Annotated in this window: 9 protein-coding genes and 1 pseudogene; all 10 read right to left on the reverse strand. The window is 39.5% G+C overall.

Annotated features, from left to right (window positions below):
* Positions 1–6: 6 nt before the first annotated feature.
* Positions 7–1341 (reverse strand): aspartate aminotransferase family protein, encoded by a 1335-nt coding sequence (locus JCM21531_RS03540; protein WP_038287415.1) that lies wholly within the window; start codon positions 1339–1341, stop codon positions 7–9.
* Positions 1338–2297 carry an ACP S-malonyltransferase gene (locus JCM21531_RS03545; protein WP_038287417.1) on the reverse strand — a complete coding sequence of 320 codons (960 nt, stop codon included), beginning with the start codon at positions 2295–2297 and terminating at the stop codon, positions 1338–1340. Before JCM21531_RS03545 ends, JCM21531_RS03540 begins: the two co-directional genes overlap by 4 nt.
* Complete coding sequence (locus JCM21531_RS03550; protein WP_038287420.1) at positions 2294–3445, reverse strand: acyl-CoA dehydrogenase family protein; 1152 nt, start codon at positions 3443–3445, stop codon at positions 2294–2296. The genes JCM21531_RS03545 and JCM21531_RS03550 overlap by 4 nt, the downstream gene beginning before the upstream one ends.
* Entirely contained in the window at positions 3445–3705 is a 261-nt protein-coding gene (locus JCM21531_RS03555) for an acyl carrier protein (RefSeq protein ID WP_038287422.1), read from the reverse strand. Before JCM21531_RS03555 ends, JCM21531_RS03550 begins: the two co-directional genes overlap by 1 nt.
* A gap of 13 nt (positions 3706–3718) precedes the next feature.
* Positions 3719–7954 carry a beta-ketoacyl synthase N-terminal-like domain-containing protein gene (locus JCM21531_RS03560; protein WP_038287425.1) on the reverse strand — a complete coding sequence of 1412 codons (4236 nt, stop codon included), beginning with the start codon at positions 7952–7954 and terminating at the stop codon, positions 3719–3721.
* Positions 7955–7963: 9 nt separating this feature from the next.
* Positions 7964–8731, reverse strand: coding sequence for an ABC transporter ATP-binding protein (locus JCM21531_RS03565; protein ID WP_038287427.1), 768 nt, complete (start codon positions 8729–8731; stop codon positions 7964–7966).
* Positions 8732–8770: 39 nt separating this feature from the next.
* Positions 8771–11137: an ABC transporter permease gene (locus tag JCM21531_RS03570; RefSeq protein ID WP_038287429.1), complete on the reverse strand. Its 2367-nt coding sequence runs from the start codon at positions 11135–11137 to the stop codon at positions 8771–8773.
* A 110-nt stretch (positions 11138–11247) separates the two neighbouring features.
* A pseudogene (locus JCM21531_RS03575) lies at positions 11248–11720 on the reverse strand (DUF6790 family protein).
* A 55-nt stretch (positions 11721–11775) separates the two neighbouring features.
* A complete protein-coding gene (locus tag JCM21531_RS03580; protein WP_038287431.1) occupies positions 11776–12525 on the reverse strand; it encodes a thioesterase II family protein in 750 nt (249 codons plus the stop codon).
* Complete coding sequence (locus JCM21531_RS17580; RefSeq protein ID WP_131464365.1) at positions 12518–13207, reverse strand: hypothetical protein; 690 nt, start codon at positions 13205–13207, stop codon at positions 12518–12520. The genes JCM21531_RS03580 and JCM21531_RS17580 overlap by 8 nt, the downstream gene beginning before the upstream one ends.
* Between the last annotated feature and the right edge of the window lie 124 nt (positions 13208–13331).

Below are 13331 nucleotides of genomic sequence, written 5' to 3' on the forward strand. Positions count from 1 at the left end.
TCTTTTTTAGACAATCTCATCATATATTTCTTTTGTTTCTATTACTGCATTACGGACTCTTTCCCTAAACCATTCCACGTCGTCTTCATTAAGGCTGATATTCGGATACATTCTTGAAATTGAAGAAACCAGTATACCGTTTTTCAAAAGGCTATTGTTTAAAATAATGTCCAGAGACATAATCTCAAAGTCATACTCTTCCGGATTCTTTAAAACATCCTTGCATACATGGTAAGAAGCACATCCGGGAGGTCCCTGAATCACAAGGGGAAGCCCTGCATTATCAGCTTCACTTTTTAATATTTCATGTATCATTACCATTTTCTCATTCATTTGTGAGATAGCCTGTCCATTATTTCTGCTCAGTATTTCAAGGGTAGCTTTTACTGCAGCTGTTCCAAGGGGATACCCGTTAAATGTTCCGGCATGGATGACTTTCTTATCTACTAAAAGCTGCATAATCTCTTTTTTGCCAACCAGTGCGGATACAGGAACTCCGCCACCCGCTATAGCCTTGCCCAAGGTAGTCAAGTCCGGAGTTACACCATATTCCTGTTGTGCGCCTCCCAATCCCATTCGAAAACCGGTTATAATTTCATCAAAGATGAGTACAACATTGTATTCATCACACAATTCTCTCACTCTCTTTAGATATCCCGGAGCAGGAAGCACGCTTCCTCCATTTACGCAAACCGGTTCGGTTATCACTGCTGCAATTTCATGACCTTTGCTCTTTAAAAGGTTTTCAAGAATGTCGGCATTGTTCCACGGAATAAGATATGACTGACTTTCCATTGAATCTTTTGCACGACCGTCCGTACCTTTCAAGTCTCCAACATAATCCGACGGAATAGGATCTCCAGTCTTAGGTGCCCTTCCTCCCATAATATTATCAGCATTTCCATGATAGTGGCCTATAAATCTGACAAAACGGTTCTTACCTGTCCATGCCCTTGCCAGTCGAAGCGCATTTTGAACAATTTCAGTTCCCGAAAGTCCAAAGCGGATCATCTCGGCAGAAGGAATAAATTTGGCAATTAATTCTAAAGCTTCGGCATCCATATCACAGTGGCTTACCGAAAGCACCCTGTCAATGGTTTCTTTTAAGCACTCATTGTATTCCTTATTTCCATGTCCCACTATCATAGCACCAAATCTGGCGTACAAATCAAGGTATTCATTCCCGTCCATATCCCAAGCTCTGCTTCCGTCTGCTTTGACAAAGTGTATAGGGGTTTCCTCCCACGGCAGGCGGAAATTGTAATGAACGCCCCCCGGAAGATATTTCTTTACCCTAAGGTTATATTCTTTCATGCTGGCAGGATTTTGCTGAGATTTCATAGCACCCCTCCCCCTTTAATGTATTGTATTATCTTTTCTCTGTCTTCTTCATCGTCAAACGACAAACACATAGGCAATTGCGGGTTTTCCCTCACCAGGTTTCTTGTTATCTGCTGAGGCCCTATGTCAACAAACAGCTCCACTCCCGATGCGGCAATCTGTTCTAAAACTTGATTCCACCTGACGGGCAGCACCAATTGATTGCATAGAATCTCCGAAATGCTGTCCGTTTCTCCGATTATCTTTCCGGTAACGGTGGACCAAATGTCAAAGTTTGTTTTTCCGAATTCTATACTTCTTATAGACTCTTCCAGTTCGCAAGTTGCAAAGGACATAAGTTCACTGTGGTAGGGAGCATCAGCTTTCATCGGAATCATTCTAAATGGAATAAATTGTCCGTCAGTTTCGTCCAACTCCCTGTCTAAAATTTTAAGAGCTTCTTGGGTGCCTGCAATAACAAACTGTCTTGGCGAATTGTAACCGGAAATTGTCACATATTCTTTGGCTTGAATGGATTCGATGATGCTTTCCAATACCGAAACTTCCAAGTCCACTACAACTCCGGATCTCCCCTTCTTTTGATCCATCGCTTGATGCATAATTTCCCCTCTTTTTCTGGCAAATACAACGCCATCGGAAAAAGAAACCGCACCCGCGCAAACAAGAGCCGTAATCTCGCCCAAGCTATGTCCCGCAGCACAAAAAGGTTTTATGCCTATTTGTTCTTCAAAAACACGATATAGGGCATAACCTGCAGTTACAACTGCCGGTTGAGCATTTTTTGATAAAGTCAGCTCTTCAATATTACCTTTTAATATCAGAGAACGTATATCGTAACCCAAGGCACGGTTTGCCTCTTCAAAAACTTCATATGCTGCCTGGTATTCTTCAATCAGCTTGGCGCACATGCCTATATACTGGCACCCTTGCCCCGGAAATAGTAATGCAAACCTCATGATTTATTGCTCCTCTTATAATAGCGTTTTAATCCAAAATCAGAAATTATCTCCTGCTGTATCTGGGAAGAACCTTCAATGATTTCCAAAACTTTAGCTTCCCTGTATAATCTTTCTACCGGATACTGATTGGTAAACCCGTTGCCACCATGAATCTGCAGGGCATCATTTGCCACATCCACAGCAACTTTCGATGTAAAGTATTTTGCCATTGTTGTTTCCATGGCTGAATCGGGATCCTTTTGTTTTCTCAATTCGCTGGCTCTCATGCAAAGAGCTCTGGCTGCATGAATTTTCGTTACAGCATCGCCAATCATACCGCGGATGAGCTGAAAACTTCTCAGCTTGTTGCCAAACTGCGAACGGCTTCTGGAGTATGATACCATTGCCTCCAAAGCCTCCTGTGCAATTGCAAGACCTGCCCAAGCAATGCTGAAACGTCCATTGTCCAAAGCTGTTGAAACAATATACTCGAAGCCAAAGTTTAGTTTTCCCAACACATTTTCTTTGGGCACCTTTACTTGATTCAAAGAAATTTCAGCAAGATAAGTTGCACGCCCAGCCATCAATCCGTTGATTCTTTTTGTTTCTACCCCCGGAAAGGACCTTTCCACAATAAATGCAGTACTTTTTCCATTATTGGATGCAATAATTATGAAAACATCCGCAATATCACCGAAAGTGATCCACTTTTTCCTGCCGTTTATGACATAGCAATCATCCTCTTCATTCCAGGTGGTCATGATACTTTTTGCATCAGACCCGATATCCGGCTCCGACAAACCGAAAGCGGCAATCTTTTCTCCCCGGGCCAACTGCGGCAGCCACTTTTCTTTTTGCTCCTCCGTTCCGAAACGCAGCAAGGTTTCACCAACCAGTGATGTATGTACAGTAATAAGGCTTCTTGTCGCCATACAAGCTTTTCCGAATACCTCAGTAAACAATCCGTAGTAGACCGGGTCGAGGCCAAGTCCACCGTACTTTTCGGGGAACGGAGCAGCCAAATATCCTTTTGCAGCCATTTTCCGAATAAGCTCCAAAGGAACGCCGCCCTTTTCCTCAAAATCATTCACAAATGGGCGAATCTCGGCATCTACAAAAGCTTTTGCTTCCTCAATAATAGCTGCTTGTCTTTTATCCTCAGTCATCATATCACCTCTTCTTCACGCATTTTTGCACACTCACTTAAGTAACCGGCAAGTTCGGAAATGGTTTTATATTCAAACATTGCAACCGGATTAATATCGATTTCGAGTTTCTTTCTGATTCTATTGATAATCTTTAAAGCCTGAACGGAAGAAATTCCAATTCTTAAAAAGTTTATATCCTCATCAATAGAATCCGGTTCTTCATTTAAAATTGCGGCAATTTCAGCTTTAATAAAATCAATAATTTCTTGTTTACTCATTTTCATTCTCCTTTCAACAGCTAATCCAAAAAGATTTTTTCTCAAACGGATATGACGGCAAATTCATAAGTTTTCCCAATCCGTCCGGATATATATAATCCCAGTTAAAATCAGCTCCGGCCACATACAGTTCTCCTATGATAGTAAGCAAACTGGAATCAAAAGAACCTTCAGGGGACGGTTGAAAATCAACTATTTTGAGTTTGCTTTGAACTTCCTCAGGCAATATATCCGATAACTCTTCTTGCATACATATGCTTAAGACAATATCCGATTTTATTCTTTGCGGCTTACTATCGGCGCCATTCTCCTCCAAAATACCTTCCGCTTCTTGAAAATACATTCTCAGCGCCGTTTGTAAATCAATTTTTCCATTTGCTGCATCTGCTAAAGCTTGTCCCGAATTTACACCATAAATCTCATTGATATTTGTACCGCTGTCTTTAAGAGCCCGTACCAATGAATACCAGTAAGTAAAATGAGCCAAATCGTTTCTATTGTAGTGATTCAAATCGGTTATTCCATGCTTTTTAGCACACTCACTAATTTCAGAGAAGTTCTTTATAAATGTCTCACTGGTTTCATCAAAAAGATTAGGAATATCTTTACAGTTCTTTTTCAGGTCGCCTATATATATGCATGTTTTTGCCGAACGACCTTTCAAGAATTGTCCTCTTTTAATACCCTCCAATGTTCTTGCCTTTTCATTTTCAGAAATAACACATGCTGCACGGTAACTGTAGTGTTTTCTATAACGGTTGCGGGTAAAGCACATATCATGGATATTCAACTCGGGTAAATCCCTAAGCATGTCCTCAGTTTGCTTGATCATAACCTCCAATGCTCTCTCAGACTTGGCCGATAAAGTGAGAAGATTCACTTTTCTCTTTTCTTTCTGTATGTTATGACTTTGATTCCATTCTTCCAAGATTAAATGTACATTGGTTCCACCCAATCCAAAACTGTTTATTCCCGCTTTGCGTGTACTTCCTTCTTTTACTTTCCACTCCTCTACCTCTTGTACAACATAAAAAGGTGTTTTTTCTATCTGGAGTGCGGGATTAATTTCTTCCATATGCAGACTTGGAACCAATTTTTTATTTTTAAGGCAAAGCAAAACCTTTGCCAGGGAAGCTCCCCCAGATGCCGATAAAAGATGCCCGATATTTGTCTTTACAGAACCTATTCCAATATTGCTGGATTTTTCTACGTTATATTCCGAGAACAACTTGGACAATGCATTAACCTCAATAGGGTCTCCAATGGTGGTTCCTGTTCCGTGGGCCTCTATATAGCCGATTTCGCCAGGCGAAAGTTTGGCATCATTATATGCTTCCAACAAAACTTTATATTGTCCTTTAGGGTTTGGTGCCATAATTCCCAGCGAGTATCCATCGTTATTGATAGCACTTCCCCTTATTACCGCATAGATATTTTTGTTTTCTTTTATTGCTTTTGCCAAAGGCTCAAGATAGACAACCACCACACCTTCACCCAAGACAGTCCCGTCGGCATCCTTGTCAAATACTCTGGCGTTTTTGGTGGATGATACAATTCCCGCCGTTTTTGAAAGTATGTGTGCAATGGGAACGACCAAAATATTGGCGCTTGTCACAACCGCACCCTCAATGCTTTTGTGTCTTATTGCCTCTACTGCATGATGAAGAGCTGCCAAAAAGGATGAACATGCAGTATCAATGGATAATGCAGGACCAGTAAAATTATATGCATGGGATATAATTGCCGCTGTAATGTTATGCATATTGCCAACCATGGTATTAGGGTGAAGCTTCTCTGCACCGTATTTTTCAATATACCTTGCAAGAAGCTGGTAGTATGTATTGGTACTGATACCCGAGTATACTCCAATATTGCGCTCTTCTTCAAGCCCTGGAATCATTCCCGCATCCTCTAAGGCTTCATAGGATGTTTCTAAAATAAGCCTTTGCTGAGGGTCCATAAATTTTGCCTCTTCAGCAGAGATTTCAAAAAATTCGTTATCAAAACACTCAATGTCCTCAAGCTCTCCGAGCCAGTCATTCCATTCCGGTTTGCCGGAAAGCTCCTTTCTCTTGGGACTGATTTGGGATATGCAATCTTTTTTAGAACACAGGTTGTTCCAAAACTCTTGTTGGTTTTTGGCACCGGGCAATCTTAGAGCCAATCCGGTGATAGCAACAGCCTTGTCCATATCTATCCGATTGTCGGTCTCCAACTCTATCGCAGAGTTCTTATCAACAGACGGCATACCTTCAATATACTCGGAAATTTGTCTTATTGTCTTGCAGGAAGCCAAAAGTTCACTTCCAACTTCCCTTTTTAAATGCTTTGATATTTCATCAAGCAATTGATATGCCTTAATTGAGTTACCGCCCAAAGCAAAAAATGCATCATCAATAGATATGCTTTGTTCCGGTATATTTAAAATTTTAGACCAGCTTTCCCGCAAAAACATTTCCAGTTCGTTACGGGGTTGTTGAATTGATTTTTCCTTATTTTGCTTTTTTTGAATACACTCCTCAATTTCTCTGAGTAAGTCATCATATTCTCCATTTTCAAAGTTTTTGCGCAGTTGGAAACGCTGCACTTTACCGCTAGTAGTTTTCGGTATGGCACTAACCGGAATCACATGGGTTATCTCCACGCCCAATGCTTCATGAAGTTTATCAATGATACTTTTACGCAGTGGAAGAAATTTTTCAATACTAGACTTGTACTTTATAAATGCAAGGAGTTCCTCCTGCTGAGTCTTGCTGTTAAAATGTCCCACCAAAGCAATATTTCCTCTGTCTATAGTGTCCAGTTCGTAAATAATTTCCTCCAAATCATGTGCAAAGTAGTTTTGACCTCTAACAAATATAACATCTTTTATTCTTCCGCTCACTACAAGGGAACTGTCCGCCATAAAACCGAGGTCTCCGGTACGTAACCAGCCATCTATAAATAGGTCTTTTGTAGCTTCATCATTGTTGTAATACCCGGAAGTAACATTATTTCCCCTAATTTGAATTTCTCCAATCATGTATTCATCCAAGGTATTTCCGTTTTCATCTGCAATCCTTACATCCACACCGTCAAAAGGATGCCCCTCATGCACAAATTCAATTTTGTCGGTTTCATTGTTATTCTCAACCGTAGCTACAATATTTTCATTAATCATCTTTGTTCTGCATATTCTCTCAACTCTTACCGGCGTACCGATTTTTGGCATAGTAACACCCACTGTTGCTTCTGCCATTCCATACGCAGGTTTCATCATATTTTCCCTAAACCCGCATTTAGAGAACTTTTTCACAAAATTGTCTATTACCAAGGTAGAAATAGGTTCAGCACCATTGGCAACAAATCGAAGAGAAGATAAGTCCAATGAAGCCAACTTATCGTCGGATATTTTTCTTGTCATCCAATCATATCCGAAGTTTGTGGCACAGAACCAAGTCCCTTTGTGCTCGGTAATTTTTTTCAGAAACATATAAGGTGAACGGACAAAAGTAAACGGTGAAAACACCATGATGTTGCATCCGTTTTTTACGGGAGTAAGGTGCTGGGCAAACATTCCCATATCATGGGTATGAGGCAGCCATGTAAAAACCGTATCGTTTTCTGTACTTTCAAATCTGTTGGATATGGCAATAATATTGGTTAATATATTTCTGTTTGTCAGTTTTACTCCCTTGGGAATTCCGGTACTACCCGAAGAAAACTGTAAAAATACCAGTTCATCCGGTCCCGGGTAACATATGTCGTCTTCCATTTCGCTGTTTTCCAGTTCCTGCGTTGAAATAAATTCAAATCCTTCAAAACAGCCGCTGTCCTTCAACCCTTGATATTGGGCACGAAACGGTTCTTCAATCAATATTAAGGGCTTTTTTAAGACTTCCCAAACCTTGGACAATTTCAGAAGCCCTGCTGAATTGGGTTCCCATGATGTAGGCTGGCTTATCGGTGCAACAACTATTCCTCCTAAGACACATGCCCAAAAGGTTTTGTAAAACTCTTTCGAGTTGTCGATTTCCAGTATGACAACATCTCCTTGCTTGACACCCCTCTGATGCAGAGTCTTAAGGTATCTGCGTGCATAACCCAAAAGCTCGGAATATGAAAGAAATTCCTCATCTCCGGATGCACTTATAAATGTCAAGCCCTTATGCGGATACTTCTCCCCAACATAAATCAATAACTTGGAGATGCTATCATATTCTTCCGGAACGTTAACCGTTTTACCGTATAAAATTGCTTTCTTTGACATGTTATCCCCCTAAAAACCTCTTTCTTTTAACCATTTAATCAGTTCATCTTCCCGTTCTTTTAAATTATTTTTCTGTGTGTTGAATTTACCCAGTGTGCATTCCGCTTCAATATTTCCGTCTGAAAAATAGATGACTCTGTCTGCCCTTGCTGCCACTTTTATATCATGGGTAACAACCAAAAGGGTTGTTCCATTCTGATTAATATCGTTCAAAATATTCATTACTTCCGACGAAGTGCTGGAATTCAAAGCTCCTGTAGGCTCATCTGCAAAAATTATGTTAGGAGAATTGATTAGTGCTCTGCATATAGCAGCACGCTGTAATTGTCCCCCTGAAACTTTGGTAATGTCATGTCCTCCAATGTTTCCGATTCCAACTCTATCCATGAGTTTTTTCGTGTCATTCATTACCATATTTCTGGGTTTTTTTCCCGCTTTAATACCCGGAAGAGCAATATTTTCTTTAATTGATAGAGTCTTTAACAAATGAGAGTGCTGAAATATAAATCCCATTTTATTTAACCGAATCTGGCTCATTTCTTCATCGGACAAGCCGGATATGTCTTCTCCATCAAATATAACCTGTCCTCCGGTAGGTCTGTCCATACCGCTGATGTTGTAGAGAAGTGTTGATTTACCTGAGCCGGACTGGCCCATGATTGCAACAAATTCTCCTTCTTTTATCGCAAGATTTACGCCTTTTAGTACTACAGTTTCTTCTTCTTTTGATTTTCCAAAAGTCTTATATAAATTCTTTGCTTCCAAAATTGTCTTCATAGTATGTTATCCCTTCCCGTAATTTTAATGATTTTTGAATTACTCATTAATTAGCTGAACGATATTATATCTTTTAAAAGCCTTCGAAGAATACCATGTTACCGCCACAGCGACTATGAGAGTAGCAATCGGACACAATAAGTACGCATTTACAGGATTTATAATAAATGTAATTTTTGAAATCCCAAGACCCAGAATACTTAGAATACCGCTAACTATACCTTCACCCAAAGCATTTGCCAATACTGTACCGAAAACTATACCAATCATTGACACCATAAGAACCTTTAACAGATATTGTTTTCTTATATCCTGTACCGAAAAACCGATTGCTTTCATAATGGCAACTTGTGAATATTCTTTTGCAGCTTGCAAATTGAAGAACAAAATGATAATCAGAGCAACCAAACACATTGACATGATTATAACCGCAACCACTGCCTTTCCCAACTGACGGGAAACTCCGCCCAATGTCTGGTCGATAAATTCTTCCATAGACACAACTTCTGTTTCTACGCCCATTTTATTCTTATATAAATCTATCTTTTTTTGAATATTCACACCGTCTTTAACATTTATGTAGAATGAATACCCTTCCACTGCTTCTTTGTCATACGGACGCATCATTTTAGCGGTAAAGCCGCCGCTGGTAACGTCCTGGTAAATTCCCGAAACAACGATGCTCATTTCTTGACCGTTAATCAGCATAGGCAGAGTATCTCCTACCTTTACTCCCATTTCATTGGCATTTAATACCGAAAGGGCAATTTGGTTTTCGTTTTCCGGTGCCTTCCCTTCAAGATACTGAAGTTCGCTTTTTGCAACGTCACTGCAATCAACATGGATATTAGTCCAATCCCCATCTTTATTAATGGCTTCATATACAACTTCTGCCTCTACGTTATAATCCTCAACTTCCGAATCTGAGTTTAAAACGTCAAATACTTCGTCAAACTTTTCTGCAATATTCTCAGATTTGGCCAGCGAGACAACAATATCGCTTTGTGATTGTCCCATGTAAGTAATAAATTTCGGGGACTTAAACGTATTATGTAAGTTTACCGGAACTACCATTATACCAATGGCAATCAGTATAACAAAGAATAGCAAAAGCCATGCTCTGGCCTTTACCGCCACATCCTGAACAGCCATCAATATATCAACCGGCAAACTTTTGAATTTGCTTAAATTTATAAATTTTGCCACCCGCGATGCATTGGCCTTGCTTCTGTCCGCACCGCTTCTAAGAGCTTCTACAATAGTAATCCTCTTTATCTTTTTGATAATTTTTTTACAGAAATATATCTCAAACAAATACACAAGGCATACCGTAGCAATCGGAGCCAACATTGCTGCCAAGGTCAGCTTAGGCGGACCAAAGGTTTCGGCAATATGTGATGTAAAGTATTTGTTTATCACCAGCGAAAGGGCATAACCGGCTATACATCCTAAAATCGCCAAAAACCTGTATTTAATCAGGTAAATCTGGCTGATATTTTTATAGGACATTCCAATTGCTCTCATTGTTCCAATTGACTTTATCTCCTCTTCCATGGCAGTTAAAATGGTAAACCGCAGACAAATTGCCACCACAAAGATTAGAAACAAGCTTACCAAAACAATGATAAGAACCATGATAATATCAGAAATACCGCTTACAAGCCTTATAATCGCATAGGTTATAGGCTGCCCGTTTGCCGGCATTCCGGCCTTTTCATAGGTAGTCTGAAATTTTGATGCCAAAGATTCATCGGGAAAATAAAACTCTATCAAATACTCAATCTTTCCAATACGATTTTTTATTTCGTCATGCTCTTCCTCGTTAATCAAAAATCTTGTAGACGAACACAATGTTGAATTCATCTGCGAATCGCGAACATAGGAGGTAACTGTAAAGTCTTTGGAATAATCCCCTTCCGTAATAGTCAGTGTATCTCCAATCTTAATATCATAGCTGTCCAGCAAAATTATGGGCACTCCTATTTCTCCTTTAGACGGATAAATAGGTGTATTGTTGGTATCCAGCAAAAGATCGTACTTATCGTTTTGCTTTACAAAACCAATATCCAAAAGGCTGTCGGACATTACATAATATTTACCGTCAGGTTTTGTTATACGGATATTTCCCCCATAAATATTTACCATCTCTATGACTTGCCAACTCTCCACATAATCAACACTTTCGGCAAAGTCGTTCAATTCCTCCCAATTAATCTCTCCTGTATGCATTTGCATGAAATGAGGAGGTTTTGCTATTTCGTACATACTGTCAATAGCACCGAAAAGTTGTATAACTATCATAGTTCCTACCGATATCAGACATGCCGATAAGACAATAAATAACAGTAGTGTAATGTTGATTGCCTTATTTCTTGAAAAGTCTTTCTTAATCATTGTAAGATTCATCCGCTAATCCTCCTAATCAGCAATTTTCATCGTTTTACTGCGTTTCTGCTATTGTCGCTTTTCACAAACCAATCTAAATATATTCCGGCTTCTCTTATATATTACATCTGTCAGCGAAACACGCCCGGCACCTGAAATAACATGATAGTTATTACAACGTGGTAAATTATATCCAATACAATATTTGCAAACTCTATAGCGTCAAATTTGCCCTTCTTCATCATTTCTTGAGTATGTGTCCACAATCCGCTGGCTCCATATATGTACATTGTAATTAATGTTCCAAGCCAAAACGGACCTTTAAACCAAATGGATAATACACCCATAACCCCAAGACCAATTGGGAAAAACCGTATTTTATCTGAAACGGTCCTCCCGGCCAGCCGAGGGACTTTGCCGTATCGTCAGCCTTTATTACATTGATGTAGAATCCCAAAACACCTATCAACCCGTTGGTCACTATAAATTGATGCAACACGATTATCTCAAAAATAGTACTTATACCTGCCTGAAATCCTCCTATTACATATAGATGTACCAAAGCTGAAAGTACTCCGGCACCAATTAACACTAAAATCCACATTGTTTATTCTCCCTTTCTTCTAAAATATCTTATTTTTCCGTTTTGTTCTTATATTTTAGTTTTGCAAACCGTACAATATCTTTCTTATACACTCCGAAACTTCCGCCGGATGACTATTGATAAACAGATGTTCTCCTTTTTCTATAACAAATACTTCTGCACCGTTTCTAAGATATGGCAGCCACTTAGGAAGCGGATTTACCGGCTGTTCAGGGTCATTTTCGCCCCACAGCAAAAACGCCGATACATCCAAAGGAATAATAGGTTCTTTAGCCGCAGCCGACTCCAGTATTTTATAATCGGCGCGAAATATGGGAAGGAAAAATTCTATCAAGCTTTTTTCCTGAATAATTTCTTTAGGCATAGCTCCATAGGAAACAATCAATTCCAGTAGTTTGTCATCCCGAAGTTCTGAAGTTTTTTTGTGCCTCATGGTATTAGGTGCATCGCAAGCGGACAGAATTAAAGATTTCAGCTTGCCGGCATGCTCTTTTGAATTCATAGTCCTATGAGCTACATAATAGGCAACTATACCGCCCAAACTATGACCGAAATATGTACATTCCGGCATCATTATATTTTTTAATTCTTCAAAATACATATCCGCTACAATATCGATATCTTCCACCAAATCCCTTTTGGAATTGCCGTGTCCCGGAGGATTGGCACACCATATACTCACATCCATATCCAGCTTGCTTATTAAATTATGAAATGACGATACCGTTCCACCCAGGTAAGGAAAAAATATTATTTGCTTGTTACTTGTTCCTTTTTTCATTTCATAAAATAATACATCATTCATATGAAACAGCTCCACTTCCCAAATTGTTTTTTCTGCTTTCTTTTAGGCTGTCACCCTCTATAAAATCAGGGAATATTTGCAAAACTTCCTCTTTTGATTTACCTGAATTTTTGGACTTAAACACCCAATACAGGATAGCAAACAATATACTGTACAAAATAATCTCAAGGATTTGAACGCTTATGTTAAATTCATAAATTCCCAATTTTCCGCCCGATCCTGCAACCCACATTGCCAGCATATAAAAGAGCACATTTCCCTTTGTATCGTTTAGAATAAAGCTAATACAAACACTAAACACTATATGCTGCGCAACATAAAGCAAATAGGAAAGCGGGTCGGACAATGACGGTAAGAATAATATTCCTAAAAGTAACCCAGTCATAATACCGGCTTTAATATTGTTTTTGTATTGTCTTTGAAAGTATGGCAATACAAAACCGTAAAACCCTATTCCCACGCCAATCATTCCGGATTCTTCCCAGAAATTCTTCACAAACATAACCAGCATTTCTACCGGAGTCACGGTTATTTCAGGTACATAGAGGTTTAATAAAACCAAAATAAACCGAATCAAAACTGCGCACAAAGCAGGTACTCCAATAACTATCGGAATCCAAGGCAAGTCTTTCTTTCTTGGAATAAATGTACCAAAAGTTCCTAAGCCCTCTCCAGCCACCATAAAGAAAATATATAAGGAAACAAGGAATGGCCGGAGCGTTTAGTCCAATCATTACAAGCAGATTCTCCCCATCCAGATTGCCGAAGCGAGACACCATAAAATCCTCGAACAAGACATACGGCAA

Origin of the sequence: Acetivibrio straminisolvens JCM 21531, from assembly GCF_000521465.1 — a bacterium.
GTDB classification, from domain to species: Bacteria; Bacillota; Clostridia; order Acetivibrionales; family Acetivibrionaceae; genus Hungateiclostridium; species Hungateiclostridium straminisolvens.

Bases quoted from the DNA above. Each gene is read 5' to 3' on its own strand.
- JCM21531_RS03540 (WP_038287415.1), bottom strand. From the start codon at position 1,341: ATGAAATCTCAGCAAAATCCTGCCAGCATGAAAGAATATAACCTTAGG.
- JCM21531_RS03545 (WP_038287417.1), bottom strand. From the start codon at position 2,297: ATGAGGTTTGCATTACTATTTCCGGGGCAAGGGTGCCAGTATATAGGC.
- JCM21531_RS03550 (WP_038287420.1), bottom strand. From the start codon at position 3,445: ATGACTGAGGATAAAAGACAAGCAGCTATTATTGAGGAAGCAAAAGCT.
- JCM21531_RS03555 (WP_038287422.1), bottom strand. From the start codon at position 3,705: ATGAGTAAACAAGAAATTATTGATTTTATTAAAGCTGAAATTGCCGCA.
- JCM21531_RS03560 (WP_038287425.1), bottom strand. From the start codon at position 7,954: ATGTCAAAGAAAGCAATTTTATACGGTAAAACGGTTAACGTTCCGGAA.
- JCM21531_RS03565 (WP_038287427.1), bottom strand. From the start codon at position 8,731: ATGAAGACAATTTTGGAAGCAAAGAATTTATATAAGACTTTTGGAAAA.
- JCM21531_RS03570 (WP_038287429.1), bottom strand. From the start codon at position 11,137: ATGAATCTTACAATGATTAAGAAAGACTTTTCAAGAAATAAGGCAATC.
- JCM21531_RS03580 (WP_038287431.1), bottom strand. From the start codon at position 12,525: ATGAATGATGTATTATTTTATGAAATGAAAAAAGGAACAAGTAACAAG.
- JCM21531_RS17580 (WP_131464365.1), bottom strand. From the start codon at position 13,207: ATGGTGGCTGGAGAGGGCTTAGGAACTTTTGGTACATTTATTCCAAGA.